19 protein-coding genes are annotated in these 19,042 nt (G+C 67.5%); 5 read left to right on the plus strand and 14 right to left on the minus strand.

What is annotated here, in order from left to right; all coding sequences use genetic code 11:
• Positions 1-91 precede the first annotated feature (91 nt).
• The 3 genes from CXY91_RS26995 to CXY91_RS27005 all read left to right on the plus strand — a co-directional run bounded on the left by CXY91_RS26995 (position 92) and on the right by CXY91_RS27005 (position 4,079).
• Positions 92-919: a transglutaminase family protein gene (locus CXY91_RS26995; RefSeq protein ID WP_100964944.1), complete on the plus strand. Its 828-nt coding sequence runs from the start codon at positions 92-94 to the stop codon at positions 917-919.
• Positions 920-1,000: 81 nt separating this feature from the next.
• On the plus strand, positions 1,001-1,750 hold the full coding sequence (locus CXY91_RS27000; protein ID WP_091841132.1) for a proteasome-type protease: 750 nt from the start codon (positions 1,001-1,003) through the stop codon (positions 1,748-1,750).
• A gap of 142 nt (positions 1,751-1,892) precedes the next feature.
• Positions 1,893-4,079, plus strand: a complete 2,187-nt coding sequence (locus CXY91_RS27005) for a putative bifunctional diguanylate cyclase/phosphodiesterase (RefSeq protein WP_100964946.1) — start codon at positions 1,893-1,895, stop codon at positions 4,077-4,079.
• 9 nt (positions 4,080-4,088) lie between these two features.
• Here the strand turns inward: CXY91_RS27005 and CXY91_RS27010 are convergent, their stop codons facing one another.
• Together CXY91_RS27010 and CXY91_RS27015 are read right to left on the minus strand one after the other, a co-directional pair.
• The gene (locus CXY91_RS27010) at positions 4,089-4,685 is read right to left on the minus strand and encodes an exopolysaccharide biosynthesis protein (RefSeq protein ID WP_100964948.1); all 597 of its coding nucleotides are present in this window, start codon (positions 4,683-4,685) and stop codon (positions 4,089-4,091) included.
• An 81-nt stretch (positions 4,686-4,766) separates the two neighbouring features.
• A complete protein-coding gene (locus tag CXY91_RS27015) occupies positions 4,767-5,036 on the minus strand; it encodes an usg protein (RefSeq protein ID WP_100964950.1) in 270 nt (89 codons plus the stop codon).
• A 152-nt stretch (positions 5,037-5,188) separates the two neighbouring features.
• On the opposite strand from CXY91_RS27015, the gene bcsS reads away from it, so the two are divergent.
• Positions 5,189-5,932, plus strand: a complete 744-nt coding sequence (gene bcsS, locus CXY91_RS27020) for a cellulose biosynthesis protein BcsS (RefSeq protein ID WP_158673601.1) — start codon at positions 5,189-5,191, stop codon at positions 5,930-5,932.
• Positions 5,933-5,936: 4 nt separating this feature from the next.
• Here bcsS and CXY91_RS27025 read toward each other — a convergent pair whose 3' ends face one another.
• The 11 genes from CXY91_RS27025 to CXY91_RS27075 form a co-directional block, all read right to left on the minus strand.
• Positions 5,937-7,550, minus strand: coding sequence for an NTP transferase domain-containing protein (locus CXY91_RS27025; RefSeq protein ID WP_100964954.1), 1,614 nt, complete (start codon positions 7,548-7,550; stop codon positions 5,937-5,939).
• Positions 7,551-7,735: 185 nt separating this feature from the next.
• Positions 7,736-8,428, minus strand: a complete 693-nt coding sequence (locus CXY91_RS27030; RefSeq protein ID WP_100964956.1) for an XdhC family protein — start codon at positions 8,426-8,428, stop codon at positions 7,736-7,738.
• Positions 8,429-8,432: 4 nt separating this feature from the next.
• Positions 8,433-9,062 carry a LysE family translocator gene (locus tag CXY91_RS27035; RefSeq protein ID WP_100964958.1) on the minus strand — a complete coding sequence of 210 codons (630 nt, stop codon included), beginning with the start codon at positions 9,060-9,062 and terminating at the stop codon, positions 8,433-8,435.
• A 12-nt stretch (positions 9,063-9,074) separates the two neighbouring features.
• Entirely contained in the window at positions 9,075-9,401 is a 327-nt protein-coding gene (locus tag CXY91_RS27040; RefSeq protein WP_100964960.1) for an XdhC family protein, read from the minus strand.
• Between the two features lie 152 nt (positions 9,402-9,553).
• On the minus strand, positions 9,554-10,753 hold the full coding sequence (locus CXY91_RS27045; protein WP_100964962.1) for a vWA domain-containing protein: 1,200 nt from the start codon (positions 10,751-10,753) through the stop codon (positions 9,554-9,556).
• A gap of 246 nt (positions 10,754-10,999) precedes the next feature.
• The gene (locus tag CXY91_RS27050; RefSeq protein ID WP_100964964.1) at positions 11,000-11,374 is read right to left on the minus strand and encodes a nuclear transport factor 2 family protein; all 375 of its coding nucleotides are present in this window, start codon (positions 11,372-11,374) and stop codon (positions 11,000-11,002) included.
• 120 nt (positions 11,375-11,494) lie between these two features.
• Entirely contained in the window at positions 11,495-12,415 is a 921-nt protein-coding gene (locus CXY91_RS27055; protein ID WP_100965161.1) for an AAA family ATPase, read from the minus strand.
• A 52-nt stretch (positions 12,416-12,467) separates the two neighbouring features.
• Positions 12,468-13,055 (minus strand): LysE family translocator, encoded by a 588-nt coding sequence (locus CXY91_RS27060; protein WP_248307657.1) that lies wholly within the window; start codon positions 13,053-13,055, stop codon positions 12,468-12,470.
• A gap of 22 nt (positions 13,056-13,077) precedes the next feature.
• Positions 13,078-13,881: an FAD binding domain-containing protein gene (locus CXY91_RS27065; RefSeq protein WP_100964966.1), complete on the minus strand. Its 804-nt coding sequence runs from the start codon at positions 13,879-13,881 to the stop codon at positions 13,078-13,080.
• A 17-nt stretch (positions 13,882-13,898) separates the two neighbouring features.
• The gene (locus tag CXY91_RS27070; protein WP_100964968.1) at positions 13,899-16,262 is read right to left on the minus strand and encodes a xanthine dehydrogenase family protein molybdopterin-binding subunit; all 2,364 of its coding nucleotides are present in this window, start codon (positions 16,260-16,262) and stop codon (positions 13,899-13,901) included.
• A 98-nt stretch (positions 16,263-16,360) separates the two neighbouring features.
• A complete protein-coding gene (locus tag CXY91_RS27075) occupies positions 16,361-16,873 on the minus strand; it encodes a (2Fe-2S)-binding protein (RefSeq protein WP_100964970.1) in 513 nt (170 codons plus the stop codon).
• A 336-nt stretch (positions 16,874-17,209) separates the two neighbouring features.
• Between CXY91_RS27075 and CXY91_RS27080 the strand changes: the two genes are divergently transcribed.
• The gene (locus CXY91_RS27080) at positions 17,210-18,553 is read left to right on the plus strand and encodes a methyl-accepting chemotaxis protein (RefSeq protein ID WP_158673602.1); all 1,344 of its coding nucleotides are present in this window, start codon (positions 17,210-17,212) and stop codon (positions 18,551-18,553) included.
• A 3-nt stretch (positions 18,554-18,556) separates the two neighbouring features.
• Here the strand turns inward: CXY91_RS27080 and CXY91_RS27085 are convergent, their stop codons facing one another.
• The gene (locus tag CXY91_RS27085) at positions 18,557-19,009 is read right to left on the minus strand and encodes an SRPBCC family protein (protein WP_100964975.1); all 453 of its coding nucleotides are present in this window, start codon (positions 19,007-19,009) and stop codon (positions 18,557-18,559) included.
• Positions 19,010-19,042 lie beyond the last annotated feature (33 nt).

The following is a 19,042-nucleotide window of genomic DNA, read 5'->3' on the forward strand; positions in this document are numbered from 1 at the left end:
TCGGACGAATTGCCGACGTCCAGACCTGCTCAGATTCTGTTAGAGGCTCTTAGAGCTTCCCTTCCGCGCTCGAATTTGGATTCCTCACCGCATGCGGATCCGGATCTCCCACAGCATCGCGTATTCCTATGCCGAGCCGGTGCGCCAGCTCAGGCAGGTTCTGCGGCTGACCCCGCGCGACCATGACGGTCAGCATGTCATGTCATGGCGCATAGCGCCCAATATCGATGGGCGCCTGCATGCCGGACAGGACCCGTTCGGTAACATCACCCACGACTTCTCGGCCGAAGGATCGATCGACGACTACACGATCGAGATCAACGGCTTGGTCGAGACCGTCGACCTTGCCGGCGTGGTCCGCGGCGTGACCGAGAAGGTGCCGCCGGACGTGTTCATGCGCGACACCCACCTGACGCAAGGCAGCGAGGCTTTGCGTGCACTCGCCGACAAGGCTGCCAGTCGCGACGGCAGCGACCTCACCAAGCTGCACGCCCTGATGGAGACGATCAACACCGAGATCCGTTGCGTGCCGACCGCCGACCATCTCGGCATCGGCGCCGCCGCCTGCGTCGAGGCCGGCGAAGGCATCCCGCAGGACGTCGCACATGTCTTCATGACCTGCGCCCGCCTGCTCGGCGCACCGGCGCGTTATGTCTCCGGCTATGTTGCGGCCTCCGACACCCTGCCTCACGCCGACGGCGCCCATGCCTGGGCCGAGGCCTGGCTGCCGGATTACGGCTGGATCGGTTTCGATGCCGCCAATGGACTCTGCCCGATCGACACCCATGTTCGCGTCGCCGCCGGGCTCGACTTCGCCGACGCCGCCCCGGTCCGCGGCACCCGTACGGGCGGTCAGGGCGAGAGCCTCCTGATCGAGGTCAGCGCCCAGGCAGCCAAGCCCCGTTTCCAGGGGCAGTAGCGGCACCACCGCATTGCCGCTGTCATGACGGCCTGATACCCAGCCTCTCGCGTGCCATGTCGGCGCGCTGCGGAGATCATCGTGACCTATTGCGCCGGTATCCTCGTCCAGGACGGGCTCGTGATGATCGCCGACACCCGCACCAATGCCGGGCTCGACGACATCTCGACCTTCCGCAAGCTGCACGTCTTCTCCTGGCCGGGCGAGCGGACGATGGCGCTCGCCACCGCCGGCAACCTCTCGCTCACGCAGTCGATCGTCAGCCTGCTCCATGAAGGCATTCCCAATCCGGAGACGGGCGAGGCCGAGACGCTGCAGAACGCGCCCTCGATGTTCCGTGCCGCACAGCTCGTCGGCCGCGCCGTGCGCATCGTGCGCGAGACCGATGGCGAGGCGCTGCGCGAGGCCGGTCTCAAATACGACATGTCGCTGCTGTTCGGCGGCCAGATCGTCGGCCAGCCGATGCGGCTCTTCATGGTCTATTCGGCCGGAAACTTCATCGAATGCGGCATGGACGCGCCCTTCCTGCAGATCGGCGAGCACAAATACGGCAAGCCGATCCTCGACCGCGCCGTCACCTTCAGGTCGCATCTCTACGACGCGCTCAAGGTCGGGCTGATCTCGATGGATTCGACCATGCGCTCCAATCTCGGCGTCGGCTTGCCGATCGATATCATCGTGCTCAGGCGCGATGCTGCAGCGCCTGAGCTGAACCGCCGCATCGAGGCCGGCGAGCCCTATTTCCATGATCTGCGCGAGCGCTGGTCGGCGGCTCTACGCGCCGCCCATATGGCGATCCCGCGCCCGCCCTACGAGCCGACCGGCGAATAGTCTCGGCGCGGCGATTTCGGCTGAAGAATCCGCAGCTTCGCTGATTTCTCGGCGATTCTGGAAACCGGATAGCAAGATTCCCCTGCCAAGGTCCGCTGTCAGCGTGCCGCTACAGGTCTGAGTCTTGCCGACGAACGTTAAGATGACGAACACCGAATCGTCGGCACGCATGCTGACACGCACGCTGGCGACCTTGGCCGGTGCGTTCGCGCTGGTTCTGGCGGCGGTACTCGGCGTGATGTCGGCCATGGTGAACGACACCAACCAGCTCGAAGCGACCCGCCAGCGCGACCGTGTCGAGACGGCACTGGCGACGCAGGTGCGCCTGCGCCAGCTGCGCTTCGAAAATCTGCAGGCCGCGGGCGTGCTGCAGCCGATCCTCAACAGCCTCCTGCCGAGCGTCACACTGCAATGGGCCTTCGCCCAGGTCAGCAATCGCTTCCTCGATTTCGACGGCACCTATCTGGTGACCGCCTCCGGCCGCATCCTCGCCGGCGTCCAACATGGCGAAACCGCAACCCAGGCCGACTACGACGCCCTGGTCCGGATCAGGCCGGACCTGCCTGGCGGCACGGCTCAGACGGAACCACACGGCATCGGCGAAGGTCCGGTCACGGCCAGGCTGATCCAGAACGGCCCCGACACCATCGGCGTCATGACCGCCGACCTGCGCAAGGGCGAGCAGACCGGCCGTCCCCAGTTTCCCGAAGCGGCAGCCTTCATCGTCGGCTATCGCAAGGTGACGCAGGCCCAGCTCAACGAGATCGGCCTGCGCTATCGCCTCCCCCAGCTGGCAGTCGTGACCGAACGCCCCGTCAACCCGCTGGGACGGCGCGACATCGCCTCGCCCGACGGCTCCGTCAACGCCTGGCTGAGCTGGACGCCGGAGCGGCCGGGCGATGCGATGATCCACCAGTTCGCCTGGGCGCTCGGCGCGGTCGTCCTGCTGTTCGTCGCTCTGTTCGCCTATGTCTTCCATCGCCTGCGGAGCGCCGCCCAGCAGATCGCCGCACGCGAGAGCCAGATCCATCGCCTCGCCGGCCAGGACGAACTCTCCGGCCTGCCCAACCGCCGCACCTTCGACCTCCGGCTCGACCAGGAGATCGCCCAGCTTGGTCGGACCAAGAGCGGGCTTGCCGTACTGCTGCTCGACCTCGATCGCTTCAAGGCCGTGAACGACACCTACGGCCACAATGCCGGCGACGAGCTGATCCGTCAGGCCGCCAAGCGCCTGACCACCGTCCTGCGGCTGGGCGACACGGTCGCTCGCCTCGGCGGCGACGAGTTCGGCATCATCCAGACCCATATGGAGGCGCCGAACGCCAGTGCCGTGCTCGGCCAGCGCATCCTCGACGCGCTGACGGAGCCTTTCGAGATCGGCGGCGTCGCCGTCAGCATCGGCTGCTCGATCGGCATCGCCCATGCACCGCGCGACGGCGCAGACCGCAGCACGCTGCTGCGCCTTGCCGACACCGCGCTCTATCAGGCCAAGAACGAAGGCCGGAACCGCTACTCCTTCTTCGAGCCGCAGATGAACCGGGCGCTGCATCTCAAGCGCATGGTCGAAGAGGATCTGCGCAACGCCATCGCCCGCGACCAGCTGCTGCTGCACTACCAGCCGCAGGTCTCGATCGACGGCTCCAGCATCGTCGGTGTCGAGGCGCTGGTGCGCTGGCCGCATCCCGAGCACGGGATGATCCCGCCGTCCGAGTTCATCGGCATCGCCGAGGAGCGCGGCCTGATCGTGCCGCTCAGCGAATGGGTGCTGCGCCGCGCCTGCGAGCAGGCCCGGCAATGGCCCGGCATCAAGCTGGCCGTCAACGTCTCGCCGATTCAGTTCCGCCACAAGGACTTCGTCGCGAGCGTGATCCGCGTCCTCGAGGAAACCGGCTTCGACCCCGAGCGGCTCGAGCTGGAGCTGACCGAGGGCGTCGTGGTCGAGGATGCCGATGCTGCCGAAGCCGCGATGATGGACCTGCGTGCCCATGGCGTCAGCCTGGCGCTCGACGATTTCGGCACCGGCTATTCGAGCCTGATCTATCTGCGCCGCTTCGCCTTCGACAAGATCAAGATCGACCGCTCCTTCCTCGAATACATGGAGGCGACCGGCGAATCGGCGATCCTCGTCCATTCGGTCGTGCATCTCGGCCGGGCGCTCGGCCTACGGGTCTGCGCCGAGGGCGTCGAGACGGCCGAGCAGCACCGTTTCCTGCAGGCGATCGGCTGCCACGAATTGCAGGGCTTCCTGTTCTCCAAGGGCGTGCCGCCCGAGGAGATCGACCGCCTGCTGACACTCGACCGGCCGTTCGAGCAGGCGCTCGCAGCCTGAGCGAGACGCTTAGAAGAAGCTCGCCAGCCAGCTCACCAGCGCATAGGCGAAGCCCGCCGACAAAGCGAGGCCGATCGCGCCGACCACGGCCCCGGCAATGATCAGCACGCCGTCACGCTCGACCAGACCGAGCCCGACCAGGCAGACCGCGAGCCCGAGCGGGATCTGGCCGATGAAGGGCGCGGCCACGATCAGCCCAAGCGCCAGGAACAGCAGCACCGCGCCGAGCACCGGCAGCGCGAAAGGGCCGCCGAGCATGGTCAGCCGCGGCTTCGAGAAACGCTCGAGCCGGATCAGCGGCGGCAAGGCGCGTCCGACGGCGCGCGCGAGGTCCGTCTGGGCAATGCTGCGGTTCAGCAGCCGTTGCGGCAACCAGGGCGTCGCCCGCGCCATCAGCATCTGCGCGGCGACGAAGGCGAGCACCAGGCCGCAGACCAGCGGGATCGGCGGCGGCATCGGCAGGCAGTTCGGCAGGCCGAGCAGCACGACGAGCAGCGCATAGGCCCGGTCGCGCAGCGCCGCGACGATGTCGCGGATGGCCACGCGCGGACCCGGCAGATGGGTCAGCGCGATCAGCAACCCGGAAGTGCGCAAAGGGGAGGACAAGCAGGCTCGCCAGGCGATGAGCAGGGCCTGCGGCCTAGCATGCCCCGCGCCAGGCCAACAACCCCACCGGCTGCATGCCCGTCAGTGCAAGGTCAGTACGCCGTTCACATTGACGATCTCGGCCGGGCGGATGAGCTGCGAATGCGCCACCGTGATCGAATGCAGCGGCCCGTCGAGCTCGCGCCGCCAGAAATCGAGGAACCGGTGCAGTTCCGGAAAACGCGGGGCGAGGTCGTAGTCCTGCCAGACATAGGTCTGGAGGAAGTCGGGGTGGTCGGGCATCCGGTAGAGAATCTTGGCGGTCGTCAGCCCGTAACCCGCCAACTGGCGAAGGAAAGCCTGCGAAACCATGACCTATACCCTCCTTGACCCAGGAAGACGATGAGCCGGCTGCCATCAGGCTGCGCCGTGATGGTTAACAAACACTTGCAGGAATTCTGCCAACTGCCACACTCATGACGTGTATTGGCGCCGTCTGAGTATGCGACGGAAGGGGCGTGGGCGTGGCGTTGGGGGTCGCGAAGCATTCGGGCGTGCTCGCCCGCGCCATTGGCGCGGCGGTTGCGCTCGCCTCATCGCCCTTGAAAGCCGATCCGGCGCTGATGGAGCGCAGCCCGCTCTCGCTGGCGATCTTCGGCTCGCTCGAAGCCGACGCCAGCAAGACCTACGGCTCCGTCGGGCTGAAATGGGCGTTTGGCAACAGCGGCGGGCTCGATGCCAGCGGCTTCCGCCTCGGCCTGAAATGGGGCGAAAGCGTCGAGCCGGCCCAGCGCAAGCCGACGCAGGGTCGCCTCTACAAGACCGAGTTCAGCGCCCTGCTCGGCTATGAATGGCGGATCGACGACACGTTTTTGTCGTTCTCGGCCGGTCCCGAGATCGAGGCGCGCTACAGCGAGAACCGCGGCGGGCGCAGCCTCGAGCAACGCGGCATGTTGCGCCTGCAGGCCGACCTCTGGTCGAAACTCGCCGAGAACTGGCTCGTGCAGGCCAATGCCTATGCGATCCCCGGCGACCGCAGCCGCTATTGGGCGCGCCTGGCCGGGGGCTGGCGGCTGATGGATGAGCTCTATTTCGGCCCCGAGATAGAGGGCTACCGCGAGCGCGACTATCACAAGCTCCGGCTCGGGCTGCATCTCACTGGCCTGCAGCTCTTCGGCCTCGACTGGCGCCTCGCCAGTGGCGTCCAGAAGACGCGCGACGACAAGGCCGGCGCCTATATCACGCTCGGGCTGCTCTGGAAGCGGTGAGCCCTCAGCGCGGCCCCTGCCCCGTCAGAGCCTGCAGCGCTTCGGGCGTATCGATGTCGAGCGCGATGGCGGGATCGTCGAGCGCGATCTCCTCGACCGCGTCGCCGGCGGCATCGAGCAGGCGGCGTGCACCCTGATCGCCATCGAGCTTGGAGACCTCCGGGAAGAGCTTTCGCGCCAGCAGCACCGGGTTGCCGCGCTGGCCGAGCAGCGTCGGCGCCACGGCAAGCGCATCGGCACGGTCGGCGAAGGCCTGGGCCAGCCGGTCGATCACCCCGGCGGTGACGTTCGGCATGTCGCCGAGCGAGACGACGACGCCGGGCACATCCTTCGGCAGCGCCGCGAGCCCGGCCTTGAGCGAGCCGGCGAGTCCGTCGGCGAAGGACGGATTGTGCACGAGGGTGACGTCGAGCCCGGCGAGCGCTGCACGGACCTCGTCCTGCTGATGACCGGTGACAACGATGACCGGCGCGGCGCGCGAGGCGAGCTGGGCCTCGACGGCATGGCGCACCAGCGGCTTGCCACGCACCTCCTGCAGCAGCTTGTTGCCGCCGCCCATCCGGGTCGAGCGCCCGGCCGCCAGCACGATACCCGCGATCGGAGCCACCTCGCCCCGGCCGGGCGCGCGCGGCTGCGGCCGCGAGACGATCTCCATCAAGAGCCCGCCGACGCCCATCTTCTGGATCTCGGCGCGCGTTACCGGCACCTTGGCGAGGCAGCGCTGCAGCACCCAGTCGAAGCCGTTCTCCTTGGGCGAGCGGGCACAACCCGGCGCGCCGATCACCGGCTTGCCGTCGAGTTCGCCCAGCATCAGCAGGTTGCCGGGATCGACCGGCATGCCGAGATGCTCGACCGTGCCGCCCGCTTCGACCAGCGCCTTCGGCACGACGTCGCGCCGGTCGGTGATGGCGGAAGCGCCGAAGACGACGACGAGATCGGCCGGCCCGGCCACCGCCTCGCGGATAGCCTGCGCCAGCGGCGGGCTTTCATGCGGGACGCGGGCGTCGCGTTCGATCGTGGCGCTGGCCGGCTCCAGCCGCTCGGCGATGGTCCGCAGCGTCTTGTCGACCACACTGGTCTTGAGGCCCGGCAGCAGCGTCGAGATCACCGCGACCGATGTCAGTTTGTATTCGGCGATCGCGATCGGCTTGGCGGCGCCGAGCCGTTCGAGCGCCTCGGCGATCCGCTTCTCCGGCACGGCATAGGGGATGATCTTGACCGTGCCGACCATCTCCCCGGCAACCACCGGCTTCAGCGCCGGCAGGGTCGCGACCGTGATCGCCTCGTCGACGGCGTTGAGCGCATCGATCACGCCCGCATCGATCTGCAGCACGCCCGGCGCAGCTGCGAACAGGTTGACCCGGCCGGTGAACGGCGCCTCGGTCACCACCGCCCGGCCGGCCAGCGCCCGCGCCAGTTGTTCTGCGGCCGCGTTCTCGTCGATGTCGCCGGTTTCGAGCTGCACCGCGACGACCTCGGTCAGGCCGGCGGCGGCGAGCTTGCGCACATCCTCCTCGCCGATCGTCGCGCCCTTGCGCACGATCGCCTCACCGGCGCGCACCGTATGGGCCGCGACCGCGCCGGCGGCCTCGGCGATAGGGATGGGACCGAACTTCATCGCACTATCATCCTCAAAGTCCGTCCTCCGCCCGCCCTCTCAGGTCGTCCCGGGCGACCGCAGGGAGACCCGGAATCCATTCCGGAGCCTTTCCGAAAGAGGTTCCGGAATGGGTCCCGGATCTCCGCTGCGCTCCGTGCGGGACGGCTCGCGAATGAACCCGGGGAACAGCCAAGTCCCTACATTCAAACCGGCTTGCGGCGCGGGCCACGCAGGGCCTGCACGATCTCGCCGAGGATCGCGAGCGCGATCTCGGCCGGCGAGACCGCGCCGATGTCGAGCCCGATCGGCGCATGGATGCGTTCCACATCGGCCTCGCCGAAGCCGGCCGCGGCGAGCCGCTCCAGCCGCTTGCCGTGCGTCTTCCGGCTGCCGAGCGCGCCGATATAGAAGCAGCTCGAGCGCAGCGCCGCCTGCAAGGCGGGATCGTCGATCTTGGGGTCATGCGTCAGCGCGACAAAGGCGGTATAGCCGTCGAACGGCACGCTCTGCAGCGCTTCCTCCGGCCACTCCGCCAGCAGCGTCACGTCCGGAAAGCGCTCCTGCGTGGCGAAAGCGGTGCGCGGATCGATGACGGTGACGTCGAGATCGAGCAGCTTGGCCATCGGCGCCAGCGCCTGCGAGATATGGACCGCGCCGGTGACGACTATGCGCGGCGGTGGCGCCTGCACGGTCAGGAAATAGGCTTTGCCGTCGACCTCGACAGTGCCGCTCTTGCCGCTGCGCAACTGCTTGTCGAGCGCCTCCGCCAGTTCATCGCCGGCGAAATCGGCCTCCTTGACCAGCCGCTGCTCGCCCGAGCCGAGCTCGGTGATGAGGACCGTCGCGCGGCGGGCGGCGCGCTCGCTGTTGAGCGTGGAGAGGAGCTGGATATCCACGGCGTCAACCCCTGTCGGTGGCGAGCTTGAGGCCGAGCCCGATCATCAGCGAGCCGCCGAGCCAGCGCCCGAAGGCGAAGCCGGCGCGGCTCGCCTTCATCGTCCTCATCACCAGGCTGGCGGCCAGAACGGTGACGAGGTCGGCCGACGAGAAGGCGAAATTGACGATCGTGCCGAGGATCAGGAACTGCGCCCAGACCGGCAGCGCCGCCGTGGGATCGACGAACTGCGGCAGGAGCGCGATGAAGAACAGCGCGACCTTCGGGTTCAGCACCTCGACGATGAAGGAATCGATCAGCGCGCGCCGGACCGTCTTGGCCGGCGCGACCGCCTGCACCTCGCCGCCGAGCCTGGAGCGGATCATGCCGATGCCGAGCCAGACCAGGTAGAGCGCGCCGACGATCTTCACTGCGAGATAGAGCTCAGGCACGTGCTTGAATACGGCAGACAGGCCGAAGGCCGCGGCGACGACATGGACATAGCAGCCGAGATGGATGCCAAGCATCGCCATCAGCCCGGCCTTGCGGCCATGGGCGATGGTCTGCGCCGCCGTATAGAGCAGCGCCGGACCGGGAAAATAGGCGATCAGCAGCGTCACCGTCGCGAAGGCGAGGAGCGTTTCCCAGGAGGCCATCGACGGTTTCCCTTAAGCCCGGACCGGCTCGACATAGACCTTGATCCGCCCACCGCAGGAGAGGCCGACCTGCCAGGCCGTCTCGTCGGCGACGCCGAATTCGAGCGTGCGCGGCCTGCCGTCGGCAATGACGTCGCCGGCTTCGGCCACGACCGCGCCCTCGACGCAGCCGCCGGAGACCGAGCCGAGGAAGTTGCCCTCGCTATCGATGACGAGATGCGAGCCGACCGGGCGCGGCGCCGAGCCCCAGGTCTCGACCACGGTGGCGAGCGCGACACCGCGCCCGGCCTTGGCCCAGGCCTCGGCGGTGGCGAGGATGTCGGTGTCGGTGCTGATCATGGCGCAACCTCGTGAAACGAGCAGATGGCCGCTTCCGTCATTGCGAGCGCAGCGAAGCAATCCAGGAGCGGCCGAGCTCTACGACTCCTGGATTGCTTCGTCGCTATGCTCCTCGCAATGACGTTGGGGCCATCGACAAAACAGATCATGCCTCAACCCGCCTTCTTCAACCACTGGCGCGGATCTGTGATCTGCCGTGCGTCGGCGGACAGCGCGGCGCAGAGATCAGCCATCGCCGCGAGATTGTGGATCGGCCGGAACTGGTCGACATGCGGCAGCATCGCCCGGATGCCGCTGGCCCGCGCCTCGAAGGCATCATAGCGCAGGAGAGGGTTGAGCCAGGTCAGTTGCCGGCAGGAGCGGTGCAGACGGTCCATCTCGAACGAAAGGTCAGGGCCGAGATGTCGTTCCAGCCCGTCGGTGAAGAGCAGCACCACCGCCCCGCCCGCCAGCACCCGGCGCGACCAGACCCGGTTGAAGGCGTGCAGCGCCGAGGCGATGCGCGTGCCGCCCTCCCAGTCCGGCGCCGCCTTGCCGGCGAGCGCCAGCGCCTCGTCCGGGTCGCGGGCGCGGAGCATGCGCGTCACATTGGTCAGCCGCGTGCCAAAGACGAAGGAATGCACGCGCCGGCGCTGCTCGGTGACAGCGTGCAGGAAATGCAGGAAGATCCGCGAATACTCCGCCATCGAGCCGGAGATGTCGACGAGCGCGACAACAGGCGGATGGACCTCGGCGCGCTCGCGGAAGGCGAGGTCGATCGAGGCGCCGCCCCCCCTGAGCGAGCGCCGGAAGGTGCGGCGCGGATCGATCCGCGCCCCGACATGGGCGGGCTGGAAGCGCCGTGTCGGCACAGCATCGTTGGGCAATCGCAGCTCGCCGATGAGCTGGCGTGCCTTGGCGATCTCGGCGGCGCTCATCTGGGCGAAGTCGCGCGATTTCAGCGTCTCGCGCTCGGAGACGGTGAGCCTGGCGCTGAGCTCGGTCAGCTCGACCGGGGGCTCCTCCTCCCGAGGCGGCGGGGTGAAGGCCTCGGCGACGCGCAAGGCGCCGGCTTCCGGCTTCTGCGGCTCGCTGTCGACCCGCGGCGTCACCGGCGACATCTGCGCCATCAATTTCTCGATCAGCCCGCGCCGGCGCCAGAATAGCCGGAAGGCCTGGTCGTAGACCGCCGAATCCTCGTGCTTCTTCACGAAGATCGCATGCAGCGCCCAATAGACGTCGTCGCGCTGCCCAAGTGCGCCATCGGCCAGCGCCTCGACTGCCTCGACCACGGCGCCCGGCCCGACGCGCAGGCCGGCACCGCGCAAAGCGCGGGCAAAATAGGCGACGTTCTCGGGCAGCTTGCCGGTCATCTCTCCACCGTCATGCTCGCCCCTGTGGCGAGCATCCACGTCTCGCATCGCCGATGAAGCACGAGCCGCCCTCTTCCTTCTCCCGGATGGGAGAAGGTGGCGCGGAGCGCCGGATGCGGGCCTGCCCTTTCCACGGAAGGCGCGGCGGCAACCGTCTTGCCCTCGTAATCGGCGGCGGTCCCCCACCCCTGCCCCTCTCCCACTCGGGAGAGGGGTTCCCCGCGCCCTTCCTGGCAGGACAGCTGCTCACGCCGCCGTCTCGGTCATGAACACCTTCTGCGCCACGACCCATTTGCCGTCGACCTTCAGGAAGGACAGAAGGTCGGTGAAATAACGCGGCGGCATCTGGCACTTGACCTTGACCAGCGCCATGGACGGCCCGACCAGATCGATCGCGAGGATATGATCGTCGCGCTCCAGCGCGGTCTCCTTCGGCGACTTGCGCCCGCGCACCGCCTCGAACCACTGCGCGCGCGGCACGACCTTGAGCTCGCCGTCGAGCGATTGGGTGAGCGCGCTGGTCGGATGAAAGACCGAGGCGAGCTTGTCGACATCGCCCTCATAGAGCCCGTCGAGATAGGTCCAGGTCGCGGCCTCGATCGCCTTGATGTCGTCGTTCATCGCTTGCTCCCGTCGTAGCGCGTCATGCTCGGCTCGTCCCGAGCACCTCGGAAACCAGTTTCATCTTGCCTGAGATTCTCGGGTCTGCGCTTCGCTTCGCCCGAGAATGACGGCGAAAGCTCATCCCCGCGCCGCCTGCTTGGCCTGGTCGAGTAGTTCCCCCACCTTAGAACCCTGCATCGCCTGGATGTCGTCCTGGTACTTCAGCAGCGCGCCGAGCGTGTCGGAGACGATGGCCGGGTCGAGCGCCACCGCGTCGAGCTCGACCAGCGCGCTCGCCCAGTCCAGCGTCTCGGCGACGCCCGGCGCCTTGAACAATTCCTCCTTGCGGATCGCCTGCACGAAGGACACGACCTGCTTGGCGAGCTTGGCGGGAGCGCCCGGCGCCTTCGCCTTCAGGATCGCGAGCTCGCGGGCAGCGTCGGGATAGCCGACCCAGTGATAGAGGCAGCGGCGCTTCAGCGCGTCATGGATCTCGCGGGTACGGTTCGAGGTCAGGATCACGATCGGCGGCTCGGCTGCCTTGATCGTGCCGAGCTCGGGGATCGTCACCTGCGCATCGGCCAGCACTTCGAGCAGGAAAGCCTCGAAGGCCTCGTCGGTGCGGTCGAGCTCGTCGATCAGCAGGATCGGCGCCCCGCCCTCCTGCGGCTCCAGCGCCTGCAGCAGCGGGCGCTTGACCAGATAGCGCTCGGAGAACAGGTCGCTCTCCAGCCGTTCGCGGTCGCCGGCGACGCCGCCGGCCTCGGCAAGGCGGATCGCCATCATTTGGCCGGCATAGTTCCACTCGTAGACGGCCGAGGCGAGGTCGAGCCCCTCATAGCATTGCAGGCGGATCAAGCGGCGCCCGAGCGCGGCGGACAGCACCTTGGCGATCTCGGTCTTGCCGGTACCGGCCTCGCCCTCGAGCAGCAGCGGCCGCTTCATCCTGAGCGCCAGGAAGAGCACGGTCGCCAGCGCCCTGTCGGAGACATAGCCCTGGGACTGCAGCAGGGACAGCGTGGCGTCGATGGAAGACGGAAGAGAGCGGCTTGCGGACATCGGCATCCAGTCTAAAAACTCATCTCGACGAGCGGCATGGCCGGACACGGGATCAGCGCGTCGACCAGGCGAACCATAGCGCGACCAGCGCCATTCCCACTGCCGCGCTTCGACGGATCGCACGCTCGCGCGACGGATGGAAGAGCAGCGCGCGCGAGGCGGAGGCACCGACCACAAGTGCGACGTGGATCACGGTTGCGATCACCACGAAGCAACCGGTGAGCAGCAGAAGCTGGTCGCGCGGTGCCGGCACCGGCAGGAACAGCGGAATCACCGCGACATAGAAGATTGCCGCCTTGGGATTGAGCAGATTGGTAACGAGGCCGCGCCGAAAGGACGGGCCGAGTTCGTCACCCGCCCCGGGCGGCGGATCGCGCCAAGCGTTATAGGCGAGCCAGAGCAGATAGGCGATGCCGGCCCAGCGCAGAGCCTGCGCAGCGAGCGGCACCTGCGCGCTGACGAAGGCGAACCCGAACGCCGCCGCCAAGCCGAGAAACGCAAGACCGAGCGCTACACCGGCAACCGCGGCAAGTCCCGCGCGCTGACCGCGCGCCAGGCTGAGCGCGACGAGATAGCCCATGTTCGGCCCGGGCGTGAGCTCGGCGATGACCGCGGTCAGCAGGAACTCCCAGAAGCGCACCCGACCTGGCCGGCGGCGCCACCTATTTCCCCGTCGCCTGCGCCACCGCCTGCTTCGCCATCACGCCGATGAGATGGGCGCGATATTCGGCATCGGCATGGATATCGCCATTGATGCCCTTGGCGGTGTGCTTGAGCCCGTCGAGCGATTTCACCGCAAAACGCGCCTTCAGCGCCGCTTCCGCCTCCGGCCAGCGGAAGACGCCGCCTTCGCCGGCGCCGATGATGGCGACAGCGACCTCGCTGCCGCGCTTGGCGACGAAGACGCCGACCAGCGCATAGCGCGAGGCCGGATTGCGGAACTTGGCATAGCCTGCCTTGGACGCGACCGGGAACGAGACCTTGATGATGATCTCACCCTCATCCAGTGCCGTCTCGTAGAGGCCGCTGAAGAACTCCTCCGCCGGCAGCTTGCGCTTGTTGGTCACCACCGTCGCGCCGAGCGCCAGCAGCGCCCCCGGATAGTCGGCCGCCGGATCGTTGTTGGCGACCGAGCCGCCGATCGTGCCGCGATGGCGCACATGTGGATCGCCGATATGGCTGGCGAGATAGGCCAGCGCCGGAATCGCCTGCTGCACCTCGGGGGATGATGCGACCTCGGCATGGGTCGTCATCGCGCCGATGACGAGGTTGCGGCCCTTGCGGGCGATGCCCTTGAGGTCGGCGCAGGACGACAGGTCGACCAGCGCGCCGGGCGAGGCCAGGCGCTGCTTCATCGTCGGCAGCAAAGTGTGGCCGCCAGCGAGCAGCTTGGCATCCTCCTTCTTGGCGAGGAGGCTGGCGGCCTGGCGCGCGGTCGCCGGGCGGTGATAGGTGAAGGCGTACATGGTCTCGTCCTTTCAGATCACTCGGCAGCCATGCGGCTGAGCGTTTTCTGCGCGGCGCGCCAGACGGCCTGCGGCGTCGCCGGCATGGCGATGTCCTCATGGCCGAGCGCGTCGGTGATGGCGTTGATGACCGCGGGCGGCGCGGCAATGGCGCCGGCCTCGCCGCACCCCTTGATGCCCAGCGGATTCGACGGGCATGGCGTGACGGTCATGCCGACCTCGAAGGACGGCAGATCGTCGGCGCGCGGCATGCAGTAGTCCATGAAGCTCGCGGTCACGAGCTGGCCTTCGGCGTTGTAGCGGGCGCCTTCGAGCAGTGCCTGGCCGACGCCCTGGGCGATGCCGCCATGGACCTGGCCCTCGACGATCATCGGATTGATGACATTGCCGAAATCGTCGACCGCGGCCCAGCGCTCGATCCTGGTGATGCCGGTGTCGGGGTCGATCTCGAGCTCGCAGATATGGACGCCGGCCGGGAAGGTGAAGTTGGTCGGGTCGTAGAACGCCCCCTCCTTCAAGCCCGGCTCGAGGTCCTGGCCGTTGAACTTGTGCGCGACATAGGCCTGCAGCGCGCAGGAACCGAAATCGAGTTTCCGGTCGGTACCCTTGACGGTGAAGTTGCCATCCTTGAAGTCGATATCGGCCTCGTCGGCCTCCAGCACATAGGCCGCGACCTTCTTGCCCTTGGCGATCACCTTGTCGATCGCCTTGAAGATCGCCGACATGCCGACCGCTCCGGAGCGCGAGCCATAGGTGCCCATGCCCATCTGCACCTTGTCGGTGTCGCCATGGACGATCGAGACATTCTCCAAGGGCACGCCGAGCCGATCGGAGACGAGCTGGGCGAAGGTCGTCTCATGGCCCTGGCCGTGGCTGTGCGAGCCGGTCAGGACCTCGATCGTGCCGACCGGATTGACCCGGACCTCGGCCGATTCCCATAAGCCGACGCCGGCCCCGAGCGAGCCGACCGCAGCCGACGGGGCGATGCCGCAAGCCTCGATATAAGCGGAGAAACCGATGCCGCGCAGCTTGCCATTGCGGGCGGAATCGCGCCGGCGCTTCGGAAAGCCTTTGTAGTCGATGATCTCCAGCGCCTTCTTCAGCGAGGCGCTGTAGTTGCCGGTGTCGTACATCATGATCACCGGCGTCTGGTGCGGGAACTTCCTGACGAAGTTATGCGTCCGGAACTTGGCCGGGTCCTTGCCGAGCTCGCGCGCCGCAACCTCGACCAGCCGCTCGACCACGAAGGTCGCTTCCGGCCGGCCGGCGCCCCTGTAGGCATCGACTGGAGCGGTGTTGGTGTAGACCGCGTCGACCTCGCAATAGATCGCCGGGATGTCGTATTGGCCCGACAGCAGCGGCGCGTAGAGATAGGTCGGCACCGAGGACGAGAAGGTCGAGAGATAGGCGCCGAGATTGGCGGTGGTGTGCACCCGCATCGCCAGCATCTTGCCGTCGCCGTCCATGGCGAGCTCGGCATGGGTGACATGGTCGCGGCCATGCGCGTCGGAGAGGAAGGCCTCGGTCCGGTCCGAGGTCCATTTCACCGGACGGCCGACCTTCTTCGCCGCCCAGACGCAGACCGTCTCCTCGGCATAGATGAAGATCTTCGAACCGAAGCCGCCGCCGACATCGGGGGCGATCACGCGCAGCTTGTTCTCCGGCGCGATGCCGATGAAGGCCGAGAGGACCAGCCGCGCCACATGCGGGTTCTGGCTCGTTGTGTAGAGCGTGAAGGCGCTCTCGCCCTGGTCGTAATCGCCGACCGCGGCGCGCGGCTCCATCGGGTTCGGCACCAGCCGGTTGTTGACGATGTCGAGCTTGGTGACGTGCTTGGCCGCCTTGAACGCGGCATCGGTCGCCCCCTTGTCGCCGAGATGCCAGTTGAACACCGTATTGTCCGGCGCCTCGGCATGGACCTGCGTCTTGGACTTCGCCGCGGTCGCGGTGTCGACCACCGCCGGCAGCACGCCGTAATCGACGATGATCGCCTCGGCCGCGTCGCGCGCCTGCGCCAGCGTCTCGGCCACCACCACCGCGACATGGTCGCCGACATAGCGGACCTTGCCCTGGGCGAGCGCCGGATGCGGGCCTGCCCTCATCGGCGAGCCGTCCTTGTTGTGGATCATCCAGCCGCAGATCAGCCCGCCGACCTTGTCGGCAGCAAGATCATCGCCGGTGAAGATGCCCAGCACGCCCGGCATCGCCGCGGCAGCTTTCGTATCGATCGCTTTCAGCGTGGCATGCGCATGCGGCGAGCGCAGGAAATAGGCGTGAGCCTGGCCCGGCCGGTTGATGTCGTCGGTATAGCGGCCCTGGCCGGTGATGAAGCGATGGTCTTCCTTGCGGCGGACAGAAGCGCCGATTCCGGTAGCGGACATGGATTCCTCCTGGCGTGACGCCTCTTATTGGGCGTTGAAGCGACTATGGCTGGATCACATCGGCGAGGCCCGCATCACGGCGCGGCCCGAGACGGCGCTTACTCGGCGGCCTGCCGCGGCGGCTCACGGTCCTTGGTCGAGCCACCCGCCATTGCCTGCGCGCCGGCGGCGATCGCCTTGACGATGTTGTGGTAGCCGGTGCAGCGGCAGATATTGCCATCGAGATCTTCGCGGATCGTCTTCTCGTCGAGGTGGTTGCCGCGCCGGTTCACGATATCGACCGCCGCCATGATCATCCCAGGCGTACAGAAGCCGCATTGCAGGCCGTGATGCTCGCGGAAGGCCTCCTGCATCGGATGCAGCGCCCCGCCATTAGCCAGCCCCTCGATCGTCGTCACCGAGGCGCCCTCGCAGGACAGCGCCAGCGTGGTGCAGGCCTTCACCGCCTTGCCGTCGAGATGCACGACGCAGGCGCCGCACTGGCTGGTGTCGCAGCCGACATGCGTTCCGGTCAGCCGGAGATTTTCTCTGAGGAACTGCACCAGGAGGGTGCGCGGATCGACAGTCGCGGTGACGGCTTTGCCGTTCACCGTCATGGACAGATTGGCCATGGGGCACTCCTCCGAAAGCCTGTTTTCTGAACGGCCCACGACATCTCGAAGACCGCACGATCCATGCGCCGGCCCGTCACGGGCCGGCGGAGAATTTCCTTGGAACAACTTCAAAAACCAATGTGGACCCGGGATTTTCCGCGGTCAAGCGCACCGCCATTCCGGAAGCCTGCTGTTTTGGCGATGTTTTTGCATGGTTTTGACGAAGGACACCTGAACAGCCGCTTCGCGATGCACCATCGCGGCGTCATCCCCTTTGCCGATTCTTAACCACGCCCATGCAACCTCGTGGACTGGAATGACGATCTCCGATCGTCGCGCTCATGGATGGCGCGGTTGGCCTCGATCCTCGAACACGTCCAGCGTCGCCTCAAGGCGATCGGCTATGACGAGCGCCAGCGGCAGCGCCTGCGCCGCTATCGCGCGATTGTCGAGCGGGTCATCACCGAGGTCGTCGAGCAGGATTTCGCGCGCGCCTTCGCCATCCATCCGATGCTGAAGCTCGCGGTCGAGCCGGCCGCCACCGAGCTCTACGCCGCCGAAGCCGACCACTTCCGCCTGCTCTTCGACGGCGATTTCGACCAGCGCTATTGCGATTCGCTCGAGCGGCTCACCATTCTCGAGCGGCACGGCCAGGTCGGCGCCCGTGCCCGCGCCTCGATCGCCTTCACCCTATTCCGGATCTTCCTGCAGGAGAGCCGCACGCGCCTCGTCTTCTCGCGGCGCGACATCCCGCACGACCTCTTCATCATCGAGCGGGTGCTGACCTACGACGTCAACACCGCCATGTCGCTCGACCGCGAATTCGAGGCGGCGGAGGCCCGCCGCCGCGGCGTCGCGCTCGACGAGGTCGCCGCGACGCTGACCTCGCGGATCGGCCAGCTCGACGGCGCGATCAGCAAGGCGGTCGATCTCTTCGTCGAAACCGCCGGCGAGACCTCGGCGGCCAGCAGCTTCATCAAGGATCAGGTCGGTTCGGTCACCCAGACATCGCTGCTCGTCCGCGAGAAGGCGATGCAGACCGCGGCCGCGACCGAGGAAATGTCGGCGAACATCGCCGAGATCGGCCAGCGCGCCCGCCAGAGCCTCGAGATCGCCAACCGCGCCGTCGCCGATGCCGAGGCGATGGACGAGGCGATCGCCCGGCTGCGCCACGTCACCAACAGCATCGGCACCGTTGTCGGCATGATCGCCGACATCGCCGCGCAGACCAATCTCCTCGCCCTCAACGCCACCATCGAGGCGGCCCGCGCCGGCGAATCCGGCCGGGGCTTCGCCGTGGTCGCGGCCGAGGTGAAGTCGCTGGCGACGCAGACCGCCTCGGCGACACAGGAGATCGCCGCCCAGATCGCCGAACTCTCGGCCAGCGCCGAAGCCTGCGGCGTCCGTGCCGCCTCGATCGGCGCGACCATCGGCGAGATCAAGTCGGATTCGGAGGCGATCTCGGACGCGGTCGCCCAGCAGAGCAGCGTCACCGGCGGCATCGCCCGGCACGCCGCCGAGGTCGCGCACGGTTCGGACGAGGCGATCGGCAGCGCGACCCGCGTCAACGACAGCCTCGGCACGACCGAGAGGGCGCTGGAACGCGCCAATGCCGCCGCGGCCGACATCGCCCTCCAGGTCGGCGCGGCCGAGGCGACGGTCAGCGAGGCGCTGGCAGCGCTCCGGCGGGCCTCGTGATCGTCAGCCCTCGCTGACCGCCTTGGCGAAATTGGCGAAGAACTCGTCTGCCAGCTTCTTCGAGACCGAATCGATCAGGCGCGAGCCGAGCTGCATCAGCTTGCCGCCGACCTGCGCATCGACCTCGTAGCGCAACAGGGTCTGCCCGCCTTCGGCGTCCTCCAGCATGACCTTGGCGCCGCCCTTGGCGAAGCCGGCGATGCCGCCCTCGCCTTCGCCGACGATGCGATAGCCGTTCGGCGGGTCGAGGTCCTGCAATTCGACCTTGCCCTTGAAGGTCGCCTTCACCGGGCCGAGCTTGACCTTCACCACCGCCGAGAAATGCGTTTCGTCATCCTTGTTGAGCTGTTCGCAGCCAGGGATGCAGGCCTTCAGCACCTCGGCGTCGTTGAGCTTTTCCCAGACCACCTGCTTGGCCGCGGGCAGCGTCGCCTCGCCGTTCATCGTCATCGCCATGGGCTGAGCTCCTCACCGTTCCCAGGATGGCCG

The organism is Allobosea sp. FBZP-16, from assembly GCF_002831785.1.
GTDB classification, from domain to species: domain Bacteria; phylum Pseudomonadota; class Alphaproteobacteria; order Rhizobiales; family Beijerinckiaceae; genus Allobosea; species Allobosea lupini.